The sequence below is a fragment of the Streptomyces celluloflavus genome, from assembly GCA_000720995.1.
GTDB classification, from domain to species: Bacteria; Actinomycetota; Actinomycetes; order Streptomycetales; family Streptomycetaceae; genus Streptomyces; species Streptomyces celluloflavus.
Map to the genome: position 1 here is coordinate 1 of JOEL01000047.1, position 20,884 is coordinate 20,884.

The 20,884-nt window shown below is 72.9% G+C and carries 14 protein-coding genes and 1 other RNA gene; 6 read left to right on the plus strand and 9 right to left on the minus strand.

The annotated features are described in order from the left end of the window. Positions 1–1,239: MFS transporter (locus IH09_RS29470; RefSeq protein WP_052860567.1), on the plus strand; the 1,239-nt coding region annotated here is incomplete at its 5' end. A gap of 295 nt (positions 1,240–1,534) precedes the next feature. Here IH09_RS29470 and ssrA read toward each other — a convergent pair. The 5 genes from ssrA to ftsE form a co-directional block, all read right to left on the minus strand. After that, positions 1,535–1,904: a transfer-messenger RNA gene (ssrA, locus tag IH09_RS38075) on the minus strand. A gap of 222 nt (positions 1,905–2,126) precedes the next feature. Then, positions 2,127–2,624: an SsrA-binding protein SmpB gene (gene smpB / locus IH09_RS29475; RefSeq protein ID WP_052860568.1), complete on the minus strand. Its 498-nt coding sequence runs from the start codon at positions 2,622–2,624 to the stop codon at positions 2,127–2,129. Between the two features lie 18 nt (positions 2,625–2,642). Beyond that, positions 2,643–3,848, minus strand: coding sequence for a S41 family peptidase (locus IH09_RS29480; RefSeq protein WP_052860569.1), 1,206 nt, complete (start codon positions 3,846–3,848; stop codon positions 2,643–2,645). Positions 3,849–3,916: 68 nt separating this feature from the next. Next, positions 3,917–4,828 (minus strand): permease-like cell division protein FtsX, encoded by a 912-nt coding sequence (gene ftsX / locus IH09_RS29485; RefSeq protein WP_052860570.1) that lies wholly within the window; start codon positions 4,826–4,828, stop codon positions 3,917–3,919. 9 nt (positions 4,829–4,837) lie between these two features. Continuing rightward, on the minus strand, positions 4,838–5,527 hold the full coding sequence (gene ftsE, locus IH09_RS29490; RefSeq protein WP_052860571.1) for a cell division ATP-binding protein FtsE: 690 nt from the start codon (positions 5,525–5,527) through the stop codon (positions 4,838–4,840). Positions 5,528–5,777: 250 nt separating this feature from the next. Here ftsE and IH09_RS29495 point away from each other — a divergent pair, with 250 nt between their 5' ends. Continuing rightward, entirely contained in the window at positions 5,778–5,972 is a 195-nt protein-coding gene (locus IH09_RS29495) for a hypothetical protein (protein WP_052860572.1), read from the plus strand. 242 nt (positions 5,973–6,214) lie between these two features. On the opposite strand, the gene IH09_RS29500 is transcribed toward IH09_RS29495, so the two are convergent. From IH09_RS29500 to IH09_RS29515, 4 genes are all read right to left on the minus strand, one after another. After that, the gene (locus tag IH09_RS29500; RefSeq protein ID WP_052860573.1) at positions 6,215–7,171 is read right to left on the minus strand and encodes a hypothetical protein; all 957 of its coding nucleotides are present in this window, start codon (positions 7,169–7,171) and stop codon (positions 6,215–6,217) included. A 332-nt stretch (positions 7,172–7,503) separates the two neighbouring features. Beyond that, positions 7,504–8,610: a peptide chain release factor 2 gene (gene prfB / locus IH09_RS29505; RefSeq protein WP_052860574.1), complete on the minus strand. Its 1,107-nt coding sequence runs from the start codon at positions 8,608–8,610 to the stop codon at positions 7,504–7,506. Between the two features lie 103 nt (positions 8,611–8,713). Further along, the gene (locus IH09_RS29510; RefSeq protein WP_052860575.1) at positions 8,714–10,000 is read right to left on the minus strand and encodes a serine/threonine protein kinase; all 1,287 of its coding nucleotides are present in this window, start codon (positions 9,998–10,000) and stop codon (positions 8,714–8,716) included. A gap of 174 nt (positions 10,001–10,174) precedes the next feature. Continuing rightward, positions 10,175–11,944 carry a protein kinase domain-containing protein gene (locus IH09_RS29515; RefSeq protein ID WP_052860576.1) on the minus strand — a complete coding sequence of 590 codons (1,770 nt, stop codon included), beginning with the start codon at positions 11,942–11,944 and terminating at the stop codon, positions 10,175–10,177. Between the two features lie 485 nt (positions 11,945–12,429). Here IH09_RS29515 and IH09_RS29520 point away from each other — a divergent pair, with 485 nt between their 5' ends. From IH09_RS29520 to IH09_RS29535, 4 genes are all read left to right on the plus strand, one after another. Continuing rightward, a complete protein-coding gene (locus IH09_RS29520; RefSeq protein WP_052860577.1) occupies positions 12,430–15,933 on the plus strand; it encodes an FtsK/SpoIIIE domain-containing protein in 3,504 nt (1,167 codons plus the stop codon). Positions 15,934–17,178: 1,245 nt separating this feature from the next. Continuing rightward, entirely contained in the window at positions 17,179–18,597 is a 1,419-nt protein-coding gene (locus IH09_RS29525; protein WP_110952660.1) for an ABC transporter substrate-binding protein, read from the plus strand. Between the two features lie 37 nt (positions 18,598–18,634). Continuing rightward, the gene (locus IH09_RS29530; protein WP_052860578.1) at positions 18,635–19,990 is read left to right on the plus strand and encodes a carbohydrate ABC transporter permease; all 1,356 of its coding nucleotides are present in this window, start codon (positions 18,635–18,637) and stop codon (positions 19,988–19,990) included. Then, the gene (locus tag IH09_RS29535; RefSeq protein ID WP_052860579.1) at positions 19,987–20,868 is read left to right on the plus strand and encodes a carbohydrate ABC transporter permease; all 882 of its coding nucleotides are present in this window, start codon (positions 19,987–19,989) and stop codon (positions 20,866–20,868) included. The genes IH09_RS29530 and IH09_RS29535 overlap by 4 nt, the downstream gene beginning before the upstream one ends. The last annotated feature ends 16 nt before the right edge of the window (positions 20,869–20,884 follow it).

Below are 20,884 nucleotides of genomic sequence, written 5' to 3' on the forward strand. Positions count from 1 at the left end.
GCTCCCACCCGCCCCAGCAGCCGTACTCCCACCCGCCCCGGCCCTGGGTCCCCGTACACGCGCCTCTTCGCCGTCCCCGGCACCCGCGCCTTCACCGCCGCCGGCCTGCTGGCCCGCCTCCCCATGGGCATGCTCGGTGTCAGCGCGGTCCTGATGATCGCCGCTTCGCGCGGCTCGTACGCGCTGGCCGGCGCCGTCACCGCCACCGGGCTCGCGGCGACGGCACTGGCCGGCCCCTGGACGGCCCGTCTGATCGACCGCCACGGCCAGTCCCGGATCGCCGTCCCGGCCACCGCGCTCGCCGCCCTCGGCTCCCTCGCCCTGCTCCTCTGCGTCCACTACGACGCCCCCGCCTGGACCCTCTTCGCCTCCTACGCCGCCACCGCCACCACGCCCAACACCGGCGGTATGGCACGCGCCCGCTGGGCCCATCTCCTCCGCGACGCCCCGGCCGCCCGGCACACCGCCAACTCCTTCGAACAGGCCGCGGACGAACTCTGCTTCATGCTCGGCCCGGTGCTCGCCACCCTCCTGTGCACCGCCCTCTTCCCCGAGGCCGGCACCGCCGTGGCCGCCGCCCTCCTCCTGGCCGGCGTCCTCCTCTTCACCGCCCAACGCCGCACCGAGCCCCCTGTCGCACCCCGGGACACGGCCTCCCGCTCCCCGCTCCGCCTCCCCGGCCTGCCGCCCCTCCTGCTCACCTTCCTCGCCACCGGCGCGATCTTCGGCTCCCTGGAGGTCGTGACGATCGCCTACGCGGACCACCACGGCGCACGCTCCGCCGCCGGCGGCATCCTCGCCCTCCAGGCCGCCGGCTCCTGCGCGGCGGGTCTGGTCCACGGACTGGTACGTCCGGCCGGCACCCTCGTCGGCCGGTTCCGTGGCCGCGTCGCCGCGATGGCCGCCCTGATGCCGCTCCCCCTCCTCGCCGCCACGACGGACAGCCTGGCGATCCTGGCCGCCGCCCTCCTCCTGGCCGGCCTGGCCACCGCCCCGACGATGATCACCGGCATGGGCCTGGTCCAGTCCCGCACCCCACCGGGCCAGTTGAACGAAGGGATGACCCTCGCCGTCACCGCCCTCCTGAGCGGTATCGCGGCGGGCTCCGCAACCGGCGGCTGGGCCGTCGACCACCTGCCCGCCGCCACCGCCTACGCCATCCCGGCCACAGCCGCCGCCCTCGCCCTCCTCATCACCCTGCTCACCACACACCACCACCGCGCCCACTCCACCCCTTGACGACGCGATACGGAAACCGAGGCCGGAAAGCCCGAGGCCGGAAAGTCCGTCGGCACGGCGGCGGGCCCGGTACTCCGAAAAGGCGAGGACCAAGGGCGCATCTCGAAGAAAGTCCACCCGAGAAAGACGGGAAAGTCTCCCCCGCTGCGGACCGGACGAAAACCCGAGCAGCAACAGCCCCGACCTTGGCCGCCGACGCCACGAGCAGCAGCTTCACGGCAAATATTCGTGCCCCACAAACGACTCAGGCCCCGCTGTCCTCTCGGACACGCGGGGCCTGGGCCTTACATGGGAATTGTGGAGATGGCGGGAATCGAACCCGCGTCCAACGGTGCAAAAACAGGGCTTCTCCGAGTGCAGTTCGCTGCGATTTTCTCGGCCCCGGAGATCTCGCGAACAAGTCTCCGACGGGCCCAGTCACTGTTTGATTTCCTTCTAAACCCCGCGACCGGGTCTAGAAGTTTAGTTCCCTAGCTGATGCCAGGATCCGGGTCGGGAACAGCCCCGGGCTGACACTTCGCAAGTCGCTACTTAGGCAGCGAGGGCGAAGGAATCGCGCTTGGTATTGGCGATTATTGTTTGCGACATATGGTTAACGAGATCATTGCCGCTTCCTCGACTCGCTTCCCCTGCTTCAACATCCGCTGTCGAAACCGATCATCCCCATGTTGATTTTTCAAAAGTGACACCGGACGCCACGGACATTGTCGGACCTTGTGTGGTCCTGCGCCGCGACGGCCATGCGCCGGGTGGTGCACACCTCTTGTCGAGGTGCAGTGCCATCGTACGTGACCAACGTACGGCGGTGCCAGCGAATTCCCGGTGCACCACGAACGGTGCGCCGCAGCCGGTGCCCGCCGCGGCCGGACCGGCGCCGGGCCCCGTGGTCAGGCCCGCTGGCGCCGCCGGGCCGCGGAGATCGCGCGGTCGGTCTCCCGGCGGTCCTGCTGTTCGCGGAGCGTCTGCCGCTTGTCGAACTCCTTCTTGCCCTTGGCCAGCGCGATCTCGACCTTGACCCGGCCTTCCTTGAAGTAGAGGGCCAGCGGCACGATCGTGTGGCCGGACTCCTGCGACTTGGCGTCCAGCTTGTCGATCTCCATGCGGTGCATCAGCAGCTTCCGCTTGCGGCGGGCGCTGTGGTTCGTCCAGGTGCCCTGGGCGTATTCGGGGATGTGGACGTTGTGCAGCCACGCCTCGTGGCCGTCGATCTGGACGAAGCCGTCCACCAGTGATGCCCGGCCCTGCCGCAGCGACTTCACCTCGGTACCGGTGAGCACCAGCCCGCACTCGTAGGTGTCGAGGATGTGGTAGTCGTGCCGCGCCTTCTTGTGCTGCGCGATGAGCTTGCGCCCGGGAGTCTTGTCCTTGCCTTTTTCCTTAGCCATAGTGCGGCCATTTTCGCACTAAGCCCCGCCCCCGAGGCCACTCAATACTGTGCGGGCCCGTTTCTCCGCACCGGCCTCGACGGTCAGGTCGGGGATGATGCCGAGGCCGTCGACGACACGGCCGGACGGAGTGCGGTAGTGGCCGACGGTCAGCTCGGCGACCGAACCGTCCGCCAGCTCACTGGGCATCTGCACCGAGCCCTTGCCGAAGGTGGGCGTGCCGACGACGATCGCCCGGCCGCGGTCCTGGAGGGCGCCGGCCAGCAGTTCACCGGCGCTCATCGTGCCGCCGTCCACAAGGACGACCAGCGGAATCCGGGTGTTGCCGCCGCGCTCGGCGTACAGCGCGCGCTCCCTGCCGCGGACGTCGTACGTCGCGACCAGACCGCCGTCCAGGAAGGCGGCGGCGCTGGCGACGGCCTCGGTGACCAGACCGCCCGTGTTGCCGCGCAGATCGAGCAGCAGACCGGTGCGCGGGGCGACCGCGCGCACCGCCCGGCGGACGTCGGCGCCGGTGTCCTTGCCGAACGCCGCGATCTTGATCCGGGTCGGCCCGTCGGTGCCGGCCGGCCGGTCGGCGGTGACGTTGCGGGCGGTGAGCCGGGCGCGGTGCAGGGTCGTGTGCCGCTGCCGGGTGCCGCGCCGGAGGTCCAGTTCGACGCGGGTACCGATCCGGGCCGCGTGGCCGGGGCGGCCGTCCTTGCCGTCGCCGCGCAGCCGGGCGACGACCTCGGTGACCGGCCGCCCCCGGGAGGCCCGGCCGTCGACGGCGCACAGCCGATCGCCGGCGGCGATCCCGGCCAGCGCCGCGGGGCCGCCGGGCTGGACCCGGGACACCTCGATCCAGCCGCCGGCCGCCTGCCGTACCCACAGGCCGACGCCGACGTACGCACCGTCCAACTGCTGCTGATAGTCCTCGAACTCGCCGGCCGTGTAGATCGCCGACCAGCGGTCGCCGCTGCGGCTGACGACCTCGGCGGCGGCCTGCGATCCGGACGTGCCGGACTCGACCGCCTGTGCGGCGGCCGCCTCGACGGCGGCGCGGTCCGCGGTACGCCCGGCCGCGGCACGATGGTCCGCGGTCCGCGGCTCGACGGCACGCTCCGCCCGGTGGCCCCAAGTCCCGGTGGCCGCACCGGTGACGAGCAGACTCGCGAAGATCAATGTCAGGGCCGCCCCGCGGCGCATGCGGCGGGGCCGGTCGTACGCGCTCGGGCCCGGCATGGCGGTGATTCTAGGCGACAAAGCGGCGCCGTACGGTGAGTTGACCGTACGGCGCCCGCTGGTGAAGGTCACACCTTGAGGTACTTGCGCAGCGCGAAGAACGCGGCGATCGCGGGCATCAGCAGCCCGATCAGCAGCACCAGCGGCAGCACCGAGGCCACCGAGTCCCAGCCGATGAAGTTGACCACCTGGATCTTCTTCGCCAGCCAGTTGTTGATCAGCGCGTACTTCCCGCCGACGATCAGCACACACGCGAAGACGGCGCCGATCAGGCCCGCGATGGCCGCTTCCATGATGAACGGCATCTGGATGTAGAAGCTGGACGCTCCCACCAGCCGCATGATCCCGGTCTCGCGCCGTCTGCTGAACGCCGACACCCGTACGGTGTTGACGATCAGCAGCAGCGCGACGACGAGCATCAGCATCATCACGCACAGCGCCGCGATCCGCATCCCGTCCAGGAGGTTGAACAGCGGCTCGACGGTGCCCCGTTGGTCCTGCACCTCCTGCACACCGGGCCGTTCGGAGAACGCGGACTTGATCACCGCGAACTTCGTCGGGTCCTTGAGCTTGACGCGGAAGGACTCCGGAAGCTGGTCGGGCGTCACCAGACCGGCGACGGGCGTGTCCCCGAACTGCTCCTTGTAGTGCTTGTACGCCGCGTCGCTGGACTCGTACTGCACGCTCTGGACGAGCGGCAGCCGGTTCAGCTCGGCCTTGATGTCGTTCTTCTGCTGCTCGGTGGCCGCGCCCTTGGCGCAGTGGGTACCGGAGCCGGCGTCGTTCTTGTTGCAGAAGAAGATCGAGACGTTGACCTTGTCGTACCAATAGCCCTTCATCTTGTCGACCTGGTCGCTCATCAGCAGCGAGGCGCCGAACAGGCCGAGGGAGAGGGCTACGGAGACGATGACGGCGAAGGTCATCGTGAGGTTACGGCGGAGACCGACGCCGATCTCCGACAGGACGAACTGGGCGCGCATCGCGTCCTTTCAGTGCTGGTAGCCGTACACGCCGCGCGACTGGTCGCGTACGAGCCGGCCCTTCTCTAGTTCCATGACCCGCTTGCGCATCTGGTCGACGATCTGCTGGTCGTGGGTGGCCATGACCACCGTCGTACCGGTCCTGTTGATCCGGTCCAGCAGCTTCATGATGCCGACGGAGGTCTGCGGGTCGAGGTTGCCGGTGGGTTCGTCCGCGATGAGCAGCATCGGGCGGTTGACGAAGGCCCGCGCGATGGCGACGCGCTGCTGCTCACCGCCGGAGAGCTCACCCGGCATACGGTCCTCTTTGCCGCCGAGGCCGACGAGTTCGAGCACCTCGGGAACCGTCTTGCGGATCTGTCCGCGCGGTTTGCCGATGACTTCGAGCGCGAAGGCGACGTTCTGGCCCACCGTCTTGTTGGGGAGCAGCCGGAAGTCCTGGAAGATCGTGCCCACCTGGCGCCGCATCTGCGGCAGCTTCCAGTTGGACAGTTTCGCGAGGTCCTTCCCCAGTACGTGCACCGCGCCGTGGCTGGCGCGCTCCTCTCGCAGGAGCAGGCGCAGGAAGGTGGACTTACCGGAGCCCGAGGAACCCACCAGGAAGATGAACTCGCCGCGCTCGATTTCGAGGGAGACGTCCCGCAGCGCGGGGCGGTTCTGCTTCGGATAGGTCTTGGAGACGTTGTCGAATCGGATCACTGATGCACCACGGTCGACTCGGATAGAGGGCACGGGTTGCCGGGTTGCGGCTCCCGTCGGTGTGCGTGACCATACGCGAACCTCACATGACGGCGCAGTCACCGTCCGGGGTTGGTGCGTTTATTCACGGCACCTACGGGACAAAAGGAGCAGATCCCGGCGGGACGCGCCGTTCTGCCGGGGAGCTGGCACAGTGGTAGAGGGAACCAACGTGCCTTCCGGTGCGTTGCCCCTGTGAAAAGGAGGTCGCATGACGTACGACCGATTGGTGTGCGCCAACTGCGCGGCCCCCGTGAGTGAGGGCCGCTGCCCCGTGTGCCGGGCGAGCAGAGAACGGCTTCAGCAGCATGCGGGCAACATCTTCGCGCAGCTCAATCCGGTGACACTGATGGCGCTGCTGGTCGCCCTGATAGCGGTCGGCCTGCTGCTTCACCAAGTCGTCTGAGCCGTTGCCGCCCGAGCCGTCACCCGAGACCGTGCGCGCCCGCCGTCGGCGGTGACGGTCACGGTGCGGAGCGTCAGCCCCTGTCACGTCACCCAGGGTGACGCCCTTCATGCGTCCCGGTGACGGGATGCGGGTGTTCCCCGACGGCGTACGGAACTCCGCCCATCCAGCTGCCGGAAACGGACCGAGGGGCCCGGGGCTGCTGGCGCCCCGGACCCCTCGATGCGTATACCGCGCAGGCGTCAGGCCGCTGCCGCGCCGCCACCGTTCTTGCTGATGAAGCGGGGCAGCACGCGGAAGCCGATGCCACCCGCGATCATCGTCGCCGCGCCGACCAGCAGGAAGGTCGTGCCGGCGGCGCCGGTCTCGGCCAGCTCCCCGCCCTTGGCCTGCTGCTTCGCCTGGCCGGGCGTGTCCGCGATCTGCTCCGAGCCCTGGCCCGGCTGCTCGATCGGCTTGCTGCCGGCGTTGTCCGTGCCGGTGCCGGTGCCGTCGCCACCACCGGTGCTGCTGCCGCCGCCGTTACCGCCACCGCTGTGGCCGCCGCCGGTCTGGCCACCGTTGCTGCCGCCACCGGAGTGGCTGCCGCCGGAACCGCTGCCCCCGGTGTGGCTGCCACCGGAGCTGCTGCCGCCGGAGTGGCTGCCGCCGGAGCCGCTGCCACCACTGTGGCTGCCACCGGAGCCGCTGCCGCCGGTCTCGTGACCACCGGAGCCACTGCCACCGGTCTCACCGCCACCCGCGCCATTGCCACCGCCGGTCTCGTGACCACCGGAACCGCTGCCACCGGTCTCACTGCCACCCGCGCCGTTACCGCCACCGGTCTCGTGACCACCGGAGCCACTGCCACCGGTCTCACCGCCACCCGCGCCGTTACCGCCACCGGTCTCGTGACCACCGGAACCGCTGCCACCGGTCTCACTGCCACCGGCACCGTTACCGCCACCGGTCTCGTCACCGCCGGTCTCGCCGCCGCCGCTGATGCCGCCGATCTCCTGACCGCCGGCGCTGCCGCCGCCGATCTCCTCGCCACCGGAGCCGAAGAGGCCGCCGATGAGGCTGCCGCCGGTCTCGTTGCCGCCCGCCGCGCCCGTGAGGCCGGCCGCCGAGGCGGCGCCGGCGGCGGTGAGCGACGCACCGGCCGCGATCACCGCACCGGCCGCAATGCGCGCTACGCGCAGCCGCGTCTTCCTTGTCATATGCCTGCTACCCCCAGTAGCTGAACGTGTCAGTGGTGCACCGTTGTGCGGGGCGACGGCCGACGGGGGTACGCGAGCCACGGCCCCGCACAGCGTGCGAGCCACTCATCTCCCCGTTCACACGCACGCCCCGGACATACGCATGCCGCGTCCACCCTTTCCACTTCTCCCAACATCGTCAAGGCCGAATAAAGACTCGATGCCCGAATTGCCGCTGGTTGGGTGGTATATAGACGTACGACTGTGACCTAACCGCCACATCAAAAAACAACTGCCCCTTGAAAAGGGACAGTTGTTCCGTGGCAGTACGGGCCGGGAGAGTGCCGCCCCGGCTACTTCTCCCGCTGCTTGCGCCAGCGGATCCCGGCCTCCAGGAAGCCGTCGATGTCGCCGTCCAGAACGGAGGTGGGGTTGCCGACCTCGAACTCGGTCCGCAGGTCCTTGACCATCTGGTAGGGGTGCAGGACGTACGAACGCATCTGATTGCCCCAGGAGTTGCCGCCGTCGCCCTTGAGGGCGTCCATCTTGGCCTGCTCCTCCTGGCGGCGGCGCTCCAGGAGCTTGGCCTGGAGGACGTTCATCGCGGATGCCTTGTTCTGGATCTGCGAGCGCTCGTTCTGGCAGGAGACGACGATGCCGGTCGGGATGTGCGTCAGACGGACGGCGGAGTCCGTGGTGTTGACGCCCTGGCCGCCGGGGCCGGAGGAGCGGTAGACGTCCACCCGCAGCTCCGACTCGTCGATCTCGATGTGGTCGGTCTTCTCGACGACGGGCAGCACCTCGACACCCGCGAAGGAGGTCTGGCGGCGGCCCTGGTTGTCGAACGGCGAGATGCGCACCAGGCGGTGCGTGCCCTGCTCGACCGAGAGCGTGCCGTAGGCGTACGGCACCTGGACGGCGAAGGTGGTCGACTTGATGCCGGCCTCTTCGGCGTACGAGGTCTCGTAGAGCTCGGTCTTGTAGCCGTGCCGTTCGGCCCAGCGCAGATACATCCGCTGGAGCTTCTCGGCGAAGTCGGCGGCGTCCACCCCGCCGGCCTCGGCGCGGATGTTGACCAGCGCCTCGCGGGCGTCGTACTCACCGGAGAGCAGGGTGCGGACCTCCAGCTCGTCCACCGCCTTGCGGACGGCCGTCAGCTCCGCCTCGGCCTCGCCGCGGGCGTCCTCGTCGTCCTCGGCCTCGGCCAGTTCGAAGAGCACCTCCAGGTCGTCGACGCGGCCGCGCAGCTCCTCGGCGCGGCGCAGCTGGCCCTGGAGGTAGGAGAGCCGGCTGGTGATCTGCTGGGCGCTGTCCGGGTCGTCCCACAGGGACGGCGCCGCGGCCTGGTCCTCAAGCACGGCAATATCGGCCCTCATCTTGTCGAGGTCCAGGACGGCCTCGATCGACCCCATGGTCGAGGAGAGGGACTTCAGCTCTTCGGAAACATCGACGACTGCCACGCACCCAGCCTAACGGCTGCCGCCGTCGGAGTGTCCCGGCCCCGGCGGCCGGGCCCGCCGGGGCCCGCCCGCCGCCGGGCGCCGGGCGGGCCCGGGAGAGCGGTCAGCGGGGGCTGACGGCGGGCTGGTGGACGCCCGGCCGGGTGTCGCCCGGTTCGTCGCCGCCCCAGGCCAGCCAGCCGCCGAGACCGGCCGCCACGACGACCGCGGCGGCGGCCGCGCCGAGCTTGATCCGGCGCCGTCGTACCGCCTCCGGTGACGAACGGTGCCGGGCCGAGCCCGCCCGGCGCTCACCGGCCGCCCGGGGGGCCCGCGCGGTGCCGTGCGCGCCGCCCGCGAGCTCCTCCGGGCCGGGCACCCGCATGCTCGTATGCGTCTCGCGGTTGGAGTCGGGCACCGCGCCCTGGACGAGCGGGACCGCGCCGCGCGGCGGGGTCTCCCCGGCCGGCGCGACCGGCGGGTAGAGCGCTTCGTCGCGCGCCCCCGGGGATGCCGCGCCCGTGCGGTTCTCGCGCTCCGCCTCCTGCTCGGCGCCGTCCGGCTCGTCGATGTCCAGCGGCGGGAGACCGGCCAGCCCGGGGAGCAGCTCGCGCAGCCGGGCCGCCAGTTCGGGGGCGCGCAGCCGGGAGGCGGGGGCCTTGGCCAGGCACTGGAGCAGCAGTTGCCACAGCTCGTCGGGGATGCCCGGCAGCGGGGCGACGCTCTCGGTGACATGGCGGCGCAGGACGGCACCGGGGTGCCCGCCGCCGAACGGCGTGAAGCCCGCGAGGAGCTCGTACAGGACGGTCGCCAGCGCGTAGACGTCGACGGACGCGCGCGGCGGCAGGCCCTCGATGATCTCGGGCGCCAGATAGTCGGGGGTGCCGATGACCTTGGTGGCGCGGGTCCGGCGCGGCGAGTCGACCAGCCGGGCGATGCCGAAGTCGGTGAGCAGCGCGGGGTGCGCGCCACCGGGGCCGAGTGCGCCCTGCATGTCCAGCAGGACGTTCTCGGGCTTGACGTCGCGGTGCACGATGCGGGCGGCGTGCGCGGCGGCGAGGCCGTCCGCGACATCGGCGGCGATGGCGACGGCGGCCTCCGGGGCCAGCCGGCGCTCGCGCTCCAGCCGGGTGCGCAGGTCCGTCCCCCGGACGAGGTCCATGACCAGCGCCAGGTCGTTGCCGTCGACCACCAGGTCGCGGACGCCGACGACATGCGCGTGATCCAGGCTCAGCAGCGCCGTCCGCTCCTGTACGAAGCGGCCGACGAGCTCCTGGTCGGAGGCGAGATCCTCCCGCAGCAGCTTGATGGCCACGGCCCCCTCGGGGCCCTCGCCCAGCCATACCGTGCCCGCACTGCCGCGCCCCAGGATCTGGTGGGCGGTGTACCGGCTGCCGATCTTCCGTGCCAAGTCTGCTCCGACGTGTCGGGCCCCCGGGCGTCCCGCGGGGGCTGAGGTTGGCGTCAAAGCTACGCGGGTACCAGGCGGTTCCGTGCCCCGGACGGCGCCGACCCGCACTTCCGCGGGAGAAATCCCCGCCAGAAGTCGACAAATCCACGAAGCCGCGTACGCGGCGCCCCGCCGCTACCCCGTGAACCGGGTGACGAAGTCCCGCACGCTGTTGAAGACCTCTCCGACCTGCGCGAAGAAGCCCTTGGTCGTGCCGATCCACTCCTGGAGCGGGGTCAGCTCCCAGATCAGCCAGCTCGCCACGAACAGGATGATCAGGGTGAACAGGCAGCCCTTGAGGCAGCCCAGGCCCGGGATCCGCATCGGGTTGGCGCTGCGCTGACGGGGCTCGCGGCGGGGCCGGGGCTCCTCGGCGGGCGGGCGCTGCGGTTCGTACCGCTGCGGCGGCGGCTCCTGACGGCGCTGCGGTGCCTGCGGCTGCTGCTGGGGGTACGGCTGCTGCTGTTGGGCGTAGGGCACCGGGGCCTGCTGGCGGTACTGCGGCTGCTGGTACTGCTGCGGCTGAGGAGGCTGCTGGTACTGCTGCTGGGGTTGCTGGTACTGCGGGGGCGGCGGGGCGGGCGCCCGGCGCTGGGGGCGGCGGCGCAGCGGGTCGTCGTTCGGGTCGAGGTACTGCATCTGGGTCTGGTCGTTGCGGTCGCGGGCGGCCCGCAGCTGGGACTCCCAGGGGTGCGGCCCCTCGGGCGCCTGCGGTCCGCCGCCGGGCGCGCCCATGGGCATCGGCGGCATGGCCCGGGTCGGGTCGGCGCCGCCCTGGCCGGGGCCCTGGGCGCCGTTCCCCGCGGGCAGGACCTGGGTTCGGCCGGCGTCCGGTCCGCCGGGGGCGCCCGGCGCTCCGGTGGACGGCAGCACGCTGGTCGCCGCGGCCGGGTCGTAGGAGCCGGCGCCGGAGGGGAGGACCTGGGTGGGGTCGGCCTCGCCGGTGCCCTGGCCCGCTTCGAGGCCCGTCCCGGGGACGGTGGCGGGCGCCGGGTCGGGGGCGAGCAGTGCGGCCACCCCGAGCGCGGCCTCGGCCTGGGCCGGGGAGGCGTGCACCCCCACACCGGCCGCGACGGTGCGCAGCGCGCGGGCGAGGTTCTCCGCGCTGGGGCGCTCCTCCGGCTGCTTGCGCAGGCAGCGCTCGATGACCGTCCACAGCGGCTCGGGCACCGTACTGGGGCGGCGCGGCTCCTCGCTGAGGTGGCGGTGCAGCACCTCCAGGGCGGTCGCGCCGGCGAACGGGGGCCGGCCGGTGACGAGCTCGTAGAGCAGGATGCCGGCGCCGTAGATGTCCACCGCGGAGGTCTGCGGGCGGCCCTCGGCGGACTCCGGCGCGACGTAGGCGGGGGTGCCGACGAATTCGTGGGTGCGGGTCAGGCCCGGGGAGTCGGCAAGCCGCGCGATGCCGAAGTCGGTCAGCATCGGGTGCATCTCGCCGTCGCCGTCCGACCCGGCGAGCAGGACGTTGGCGGGTTTGAGGTCGCGGTGCACGACGCCGTCGGCGTGGCTGGCCGCCAGCGCGTCGGCGATCTGCGCGGTGAGCAGGGAGGCGGCCACCGGGCTGAAGGGGCCGTTGTCGCGAAGGTAGCGGTGCAGGTCGGGACCGTCGATCAGGTCCATGACGAGGGCGAGCAGATCGCCCTCGACGACGAGGTCGCGGGTCCGCACGATGTTGGGGTGGGTGAGCCGCAGCAGGACGGAGCGCTCGCGCAGGAAGCGCATCACCACGTCCGCGTCGTGCGCCAGCTCCTCCTTGAGGACCTTGATCGCGACCGTCTCACCGGGCTCTCCCGCCACGGCGGCCTCGGCACCGGCCGCCTCCCGCTGGCGGGCGCGCCAGACGGTGCCCGTGGCGCCGCGTCCCAGCGGCTCCTCGAGCAGGTACTTGCTGCCTACCGGCCGCACGTCATGCGCTCCCTGGTCGTGATGGTTCTCTTCCCTGGCCCGCTGGGTCAGCCGGCGGCCCGTCCGCCCCACTGTAGGGCGTCGCGCGGGCCCTGTGCCGCGCTCGGCCGGGCGGGCTTCGGAGGAAAGACGCACGTTCCGGACAGATGGTTGCCAAGGGGCGGCGGACGGGGTGCGCGTCGGCCCGCCCACCCGGCCGGGACCGCCCGCCTATCCGGTCACGGTGATCGAAATCCGGCCTTTCGTCGCCCGCAAGCAGGCACTTTTCCGCCCCCGGAGGACCAATCAAGATCATTGAGCGACGGCCGACGGGCGTGTTGTCGGTGTCAGGTGCGAGGATGCACCCACGCACGCGTGCAGTGGGGGCCCGCGGTCTTTGGCGCGACGTGCACTTGGGACTTGTACGTGCCGACGCGCTCGGATGCGGTGGGGGAGACAGCGGAGCCCCTGCCGAATTCCCCGGGCAGAAGGGACCGTTGACGGCGATGCAGATCCGGCTGACCGTCCTCGGGCCGCGCAGCGGCCACACCACACGAGCCTGCGACGTGCTCGTGACGGCCCCGGCCGGGACCGCGCTGGCGTCGGTGGCTGGCTCGCTCGCCGCGGCGGTGGCCGGCTCCGGTGCGGATGTCGGCGGCTCCGGCGGCGGCCCCGTCGTGCTGTACGCGGGCACCGAGCGGCTCGATCCGCAGCGCGCGGCGCTCGGCGAACCGCCGCTGATCGACGGCGCGGTGCTCTCCCTCCAGGGCCCCGGCCCCGCCCCGGCGCACGGTCTGCCGCACGGCCCGGCGCGGCTGCGCGTCGTCTCGGGCCCGGATGCCGGCGGGGTGCATCTGCTGCACGGCGGCCGGATCCGCATCGGCCGCTCCGCCGACGCGGACGTCCCCCTCGACGATCCGGACGTCTCCCGGCTGCACTGCGCGGTGACGGTCGAGCCGGACGGTTCGGTCCTCGTCGCCGACCTGCGCTCCACGAACGGCACCGTGGTCGACGGCACCGAGCTCGGCGAGGAGCCCGCGCCGCTCCGGCCGGGCGCCCTGCTGCGCATCGGCGAATCCACGCTCCGCCTCCAGTCCTCGCCCGGCACCCCCGCCGCCCTCGCCACCCCGGAGGCGGTGCTGCCGGCCGCCCCCGACGGCGAGGGGCAGCTGCGGGTCGGCCGGGGCGCGGGCACCGGTGCGGCGCGCGGCCCGCAGGGCACGTACCCCCCAGACGGCGCAGTCGGCGCAGCCGGCGCAGCGGACGCGGACGGCGCGCGGTACTCCGGGGGCACCGCCTCCGGTTCCCACGCGCCGTACGACTCGGGCCACCCGGCCGGTTCGGGCCCGCTGGACGGCCGGTACGACGCGTACGGCCTGGAGCTGACGGAGAGCGACGCCGAACGGGCCGCCGGGGACACCGCCCGGACGGTCCGCGCGCCGCGGCCCGGCACTCGGCAGGACACCCCGCTGCGCGGCACCACGGCGCCCGGTGCCGGCCCCTGGCAGGTGCAGGCACCCGCCGACCGCCCCGGGTCCGGCAGCGCGTACGACGCCCCCGCCCACGGCACCGACGAAAGACCCGGCAGCGGCGGCAGCGGCAGCCATGACGCCGGGCCCCACGACGACAGCGCCCGCCGCGCCACCCCCCTGCGCGGTACGGCTGCGGACGGGCTCGCGGGTGCGCAGGAGCCGACGCACGGCGGGCAGCAGCGGCTGGCGCCGGCCGACGGGGCGGCCCGTAAGGCCGGGCGGCGCGGCGGGATCGGCGCGTGGGCGCGGCGGCTGGCCGGCGGGCGGCCCGCCGTGGCGGAGCAGGACCATGCCCCGGTGGCGGAGCCGGGCGGCGACCCGGCCTCCGGGCCGGGCGGGACGGCCGGTACCGCTGGGACGGCCGCCCCCGAGGACGTGGAGCCGGCCGCCGAGGCGCTGTCCGGGCCCGTGGCGGACGACCGGTGGCCGGATGCCGCCGCCGTCCTGTTGACGGCGCTCGGCCCGGGGACCCGGCTCTGGGAGCGCGGTCCGGGCCATCCGGACGCGCTGACCGTCCGGCTCGGCACGGCCTCCCGGGACGGCGGGCGCGCCACCGCGCCGGTCACCGTCGAGCTGCGCCGGGCGGGCGCCCTCGGCCTCGCCGGACCGCGGGCACGGCTCGCCGGGCTGGCCCGGTCCGCCGTCGCCCAGCTCGCCGCCCTGCACTCCCCCGGCACCCTCGAAATCGTGCTGCTCAGCGCGGACCGGGGGCACAGCACCGAGGAGCGGCTGGCGGACTGGGCGTGGTTGGGCTGGCTGCCGCAGGTCCGGCCGGCCCATGGCCAGGACTGCCGGCTGCTGCTCGCCTACGACCGGGAGCAGGTGGCGGCCCGTACGGCCGAACTGGTGCGCCGACTGGACGACGGTCCGCTGGGCCCCGGCTGGGCCAGTGCCGACCGCGCCGAGGTCGCCGCCGCGGCGGCCCGCCACCACGGGCCGTACACCGTCGTGATCGTGGACGGCGATCCCGGTACGTCGGCGCTGCGCGAGAGCGCGGCCCGGCTCGCCGCGGGCGGCCCGGCGGCCGGTATCCACCTGATCTGCCTGGCGGAGACCCCCGCCGCCTCCCCCGCCTTCCCGCTGGCCGCGACGTACGAGGCGGCCCGGCAGGCGTCGCCCGCCTTCGGCGAGTGCGGGGCGGTGGCGGTGCTCAGCGGCGATGTCGCCACGGCGCTGCGCGTCGTCCAGCCGGGCTCCGGGCCGAACGGCGCGGTCGCGGCGGTGGACGCGGTCTCCGTCGCCTGGGCCGAGCGCCTGGCGCGGGCGCTGGCGCCGCTGCGCGAGGCCGATCCGACGTCCGCGGCCGGTGCGTCCGACGGCCGTCCGGTGCACCGTGCGGCCGTTCCGCTGCCCGAATCCGCCCGGCTGCTGGACGAGCTGGGGCTGGCCCGCGCCACCCCGGCGTCCCTGATGGCCCGTTGGGCCGCCGCCCTGGACTCCGACCGGCCCGGTGCCGCCGCGGTGCTGGGCGCCGGTCCGCACGGCCCGCTCTGCGCCGACCTCGCCCAGGACGGTTCGCATCTCCTCCTGGAGGGCGGGCCGGGCACCGGCAAGACGGAGCTGCTGCGCTCGCTGGCCGCCTCGCTCGCCGCCGCGGACCGCCCCGATCTGCTGTCGCTGGTCCTGGTGGACGGCGGCGGCAGCGAGCGCGGCGAGGGCCTGCGGGTCTGTACGGACCTGCCGCATGTCACGACGTATCTCGCCGCCTCGGATCCGGTCCGGATGCGGGAGTTCGCGCAGGCGCTCTCCTCCGAGCTGAAGCGGCGCGCGGAGATACTGGCCGGGACGGCGTTCGCCGAATGGCGCGCCAGACATCTGCCGGCGCCGCGGATCATCGGGCCCCGCCGGACGACCGAGGGCACCAGCGGTACCGCGGCCGCCGACACCGATCCGTCGACGACGGGCACGCTGCGGCTGCGGGCGCGCAGCGGTGCGCAGTCCGCGGACGCCGGGCCGGCGGCGGCGCCGATGCCCCGGCTGTTCGTGCTCGTCGACGACTTCGACGCCCTGGTCTCCCCCGCCCTGGGCAGCACGGGCCGGCCGGCCGCAGGTTCGGTGGTGCGCGCCCTGGAGGCGGTCGCCCGGGACGGTGCGCCGCTCGGCGTGCATCTGATAGCCGCGACCGGCCATCCGGACCGTACGGCCGACACCGCGACCAGTGAACAGGCCGGTCTGCGCGTCCGGTTGGGCGCGGCGGACCCGTCGGAACCGGTGCCGCCGGGCCGCGGGCGGCTGCACCGCGCGGAGGACGGCTCCTCGACCCCGTTCCAGGCCGGCCGGGTGACCGGGCGGATACCCAGGACGTCGACGCAGCGGCCGACGGTGGTGCCGCTGGAGTGGCAGCGGATGGGCGACCCGCCGGCCCGGCGTCCGCTGCGCGAACTGGGCAACGGCCCGACGGATCTGGCGCTGCTGGCGAGCGCGTTGCAGCGGGCCGCGCAGTCCGCGGGCGCGCCGTCCGCGCCACCGCTGCTATGAACCGGAGGAGGCACCGGACCCCCAACGCCTCGGGCGCCCCGGATCTCCCCGGCGCCCCGGACATCCCGAATATCCAGGACACCCCGCGGGCACCGTAGCCCCGGTCCGTCCCGCGTGCACCGGATCCCCGGTCCATCCCCCGTACACCGGATCCCCGATGCGTCCCGTGTGCACCACAGCCCCGGTGCGTCCCGTGCGGCCTGTACGTGCCACGCGAGCGGCCCGCCCCGTGCACCTCACACACCTGGCCCGCCCCATAGAGCCCGCGCGCCCGGCCCGCCTCTCACACCCGGCCCACCCCGCGCACCGGGCTGGCACTTACAGCCCACACGTTCGGCCCGCCCCGAGCACCTCGCACACCGGGGCCGCCCCGTGCACCTCGTACACCCGGGCCCTCCCACACAGCCTGTGCGCCCGGCCCGTCCCCTGCGCCCGGCCTGTCCCGCGCACCTCATGCGCTCGGCCCCGCCCCACGCACCCAGGCCGTCCTATACATCCCGTGCGCCTCACGCGTCCGACGCACCCTGTGCACCTCACGTGCCCTCCCCTTCCCGCGCGCCTCGCACGCTCGGCCCACCTCACGCACCCGACCCGCCACCCGGACCGCCCCATACAGCCCGTGTGCCTGCCCCGCCCCGCGCACCTCACGCGGCCGACCCATCCCACGTACGTCGCGCGCCCGCCCCGCACACCCAGGCCCTCCCATACAGCCCGCGCCCCACCCTGTCCCTTGCGCCCAGCCGATCCCGCGCACCTCACGCGCCCGCCCCATCCCACGTACCTCTCACGCCCGCCCCGCACACCCGGGCCCTCCCCCACAGCCCGCGCCCCGCCCTGCCCCTTGCGCCCAGCCGGTCCCGTGCACCTCACGTCCCCGCCTCTTCCCTCGCGCCGCGCACACCCGCCCCACCTCACACGAGCCACCGCGTCCACCGCGTCGTATGCCGCATCTCCTGACCACCGCACCCGCCGCGTCGTACGTCGTCCCTCCCGGCGCGGTGCGCTCGTCGCCCGCCCCGGTCTCCCGTAACAGCACGATCACGAAAGGCCAGTTGACGTGCATCGCGGTATTGCGGCCCCGGTGATCAGGGCGTAGGACTGTCCACCACCGAACGGAGCGCCGGGCAGCGGCGCGGTGCGGACGGTGGGACGCGTACGGCACGGCAGACACGCCGCGGCGCGGTACGGCCGGGCACGGCGCCTGCCGGACCGGCGCGGCAGGCGCAGCGATAAGGGGCTACGGGGATGCGCACAGGACTCGACCGCACGACCGCACGCGCCGCGGAGGGAACGGCCGCACGCAGCAGGCCCGGTGCGAAGGCGCGCGCCACCACCGTTCTCGCGGCGACCGCCGCCCTCGCGCTCGCGCTGGCCGGCTGCGGCAGCGGCGGCGGCAGCGGCGCCAAGAAGGACGAGGGCAGCGGCAGCGGCGCCGCCCCCACCGTCCAACTCCCCTCCCTCAAGGGCGAGAAGCTCCAGGTCACCGCGGTCTGGACGGGCGCCGAGCGGGAGAACTTCGGCAAGGTGCTGGCCGAGTTCGAGAAGCGCACCGGCGCGAAGGTGGACTTCGTACCGAGCGGCGACGACATGGCCGGTTTCATCGGCTCCAAGATCGCCGGTGGCGGGCCGCCGGACATCGCGATGCTCCAACAGGTCGGTGTGCTCAACGAGTTCGCGCAGAAGGGCTGGCTCAAACCGCTCGGCGCGACGGCCAAGGCGCAGCTCGCCAAGAACTTCGCCAAGGGCTGGCAGGACCTCGGCGCCCACCGGGGCACGCAGTACGGCGTCTACTTCAAGGCCAGCAACAAATCGCTGGTCTGGTACAACACCAAGGCGTTCGAGAACGCGGGCGTGCAGGAGCCGAAGACCTGGCCGGACTTCCTCAAGGCCGCGCGGACGATCTCCGATTCGGGCGTCGAACCGGTCTCCATCGGCGGTTCGGACGGCTGGACGCTGACCGACTGGTTCGAGAACGTCTACCTCTCCCAGGCGGGCCCGGAGAAGTACGACCTGCTGGCGAAGCACGACCTCAAGTGGACCGACCCGTCCGTCAAGGCGGCGCTGACCACCCTGGGCCAGCTCTTCGGGCACAAGGAGCTGCTCGCGGGCGGCAACTCCGGCGCCCTCCAGACGGATTTCCCGACGTCGGTGACCCAGACGTTCACCGGCGGTGACACCCCGAAGGCCGCGATGGTCTCCTCGGCCGATTTCGCCGCCGCCAGCATCGCGCAGACCAAGGCGAAGGTCGGCGCCGACGCGAAGGTCTTCGCGTTCCCCGCGGTGGGCGCCAAGTCCCCCGTGGTGACCGGCGGCGATGCGGCCGTGGCGCTCAAGGACGGCAAGGCGGCGCAGGCGCTGCTGACGTTCCTGGCCTCGACGGACGCCGCCCGGATCTGGGCGCAGGCCGGCGGGTTCATCTCGCCGAACAAGGAGCTGGACCGGGCGGTGTACCCCAGTGACGTGATGCGCAAGATCGCCGACGCGCTGATCGCGGCGGGTGACGGCTTCCGCTTCGACATGTCCGACCAGGCGCCGGCGAGCTTCGGCGCCAAGCCGGGCCAGGGCGAGTGGAAGGACCTCCAGGACTTCCTCAAGAACCCGGGGGATGTCGCGGGCACCCAGGCCCAGTTGGAGAAGGACGCCGCCAAGTCGTTCGGGCACTGACCCCGACCATTCCGACCGGGACCGGGGGACCGTCACGATGAGCGACGTACAGAGCGGCGCCGATGCACCGGCCGGCGCGGTCGGCGGCCGCGCCGGGAAGCGCCGGAACCCGCTGGGCGGCCGTCCCTGGGTCGCGGCGGCCTTCCTGCTGCCCGCCCTGGTGCTGCTCGGCGCGCTGGTCGGCTATCCCATCGTCTTCTCCGTCTACCGCAGCCTGTTCGACGCGTCCGGCCACGGCTTCGTGGGGCTGGACAACTACGGCGAGCTGTTCTCGGACGACGGCATCCGCACGGCCCTGAAGAACAACATCGTCTGGGTCGTGGTCGCGCCCACCGTCTCGACGGCGCTCGGCCTGATCTTCGCGGTGCTGACCGAGCGGGTCCGCTGGGGCACCGCCTTCAAGCTGGTCGTCTTCATGCCGATGGCGATCTCCATGCTGGCGGCCGGGATCATCTTCCGGCTGGTCTACGACCAGGCCCCGGAGCGCGGTGTCGCCAACGCGGTGGCGGTCGCCGTGCACGACACATTCGCCGATCCGGCGCCGTTCCCCGGTGCCAAACCGCGGCCGAACGCGGACCTCAAGGCGTCCGGCGGCGGCGCGTTCACCACCCGGTCGGCCGTCTCGGCGGCGTCCCCGGCGAATCTGCCGCTGGTCGCCGTCCAGCCGGACGATCTGCGCGGGGCGCGGCAGGCGGTGGCCGCCGGGCCGCGGCCCGGCATGATCACCGGGACGGCCTGGCTGGACTTCACCCGCGGTGGCGGCGGCCGGGCCGGTGTCATCGATCCGGGCGAGAAGGCGCTGGCGGGGCTGACGGTCGAGGCGGTCAAGGACGGCCGGGTCGTCGCGTCGGCGACGACGGCGGCCGACGGGACGTACGCGCTGCCCGCCGACCGGGCCGAGGGCGCCCGTATCCGGCTGCCCGCCGCGAACTTCGCCGCGGCCTACCACGGCGTCACCTGGCTCGGCCCGGCGCTGGTCACCCCGGCCATCATCGGCTCGTACGTCTGGATGTGGGCCGGTTTCGCGATGGTGCTGATCGCCGCGGGGCTGGCGGGGATGCCGCGCGAACTGCTGGAGGCGGCGCGGGTGGACGGCGCGAACGAGTGGCAGATCTTTCGCCGGGTGACCGTGCCGCTGCTGGCGCCGGTCCTGGTGGTCGTGCTGGTCACGCTCATGATCAACGTGCTGAAGATCTTCGATCTGGTCTACATCATCGCGCCGGGCTCCAGCGTCAGGTCCGCCAATGTGCTCGCGCTCCAGCTCTTCCAGTCGTCCTTCGGTACGGATGTCGACGAGGGCCTGGGCAGTGCGATCGCCGTATTCCTGCTGCTGCTCGTGATGCCGGTGATGTACGTCAATCTCCGGCGTATTCAGAAGGAGCGTCGCCGATGACGACCCTGGACGGCGCCGTACGGGGCAAGCAGTCGTTGGCCGCGCGGCTCGCGGCCCGGACCGGGGGCGGTGCGCTGCGGATCTTCCTGATCCTCGTCGCCCTCTTCTGGCTGATGCCCACCATCGGCCTGCTGCTGTCCTCGCTGCGCAGCCCGCAGCAGATCGCCGAGTCCGGCTGGTGGCAGGTCTTCTCCCAGCCGGCCCAGATCACCTGGGAGAACTACAGCCGGCTGCTGGGCAACGAGAAGGTGATGGGCTCCCTGCTGACCACCGCGGCGATCACCGTGCCGGCGACGGTGCTGGTGGTCGTCATCGGGTCGCTGGCGGGTTACGCCTTCGCCTGGATGGACTTCCGCGGCCGCGACGGCTGGTTCCTGGTCGTCGTCGGGCTGCTGGTCGTCCCCGTACAGGTCGCGCTGATCCCGGTGGCGAAGCTCTTCGGGGCGGTGGGGCTCTTCGAGACGACGGCCGGGGTGGTCCTCTTCCATACCGCCTTCGGGCTGCCGTTCGCGGTGTTCCTGCTGCGGAACTTCTTCGCGGAGATCCCGCGCGAGCTGCTGGAGGCGGCCCGGCTGGACGGGGCGGGCGAACTGCGGCTGTTCACCCGGGTGGTGATGCCGCTGGGCGGGCCGGCCATCGCGTCGCTGGGCATCTTCCAGTTCCTGTGGGTGTGGAACGACATGCTGATCGCGCTGATCTTCGCGGACAGCGGCCATCCGCCGATCACCGTCGCCCTCCAGCAGGAGGTGCGGCAGTTCGGCAACAACATCGATGTGCTGGCGCCCGGCGCGTTCCTGTCGATGGTGGTGCCGCTGGTCGTCTTCTTCGCCTTCCAGCGGCAGTTCGTCTCGGGCGTGATGGCGGGTGCGGTGAAGTAAAGCCGGTGGGCCCGGT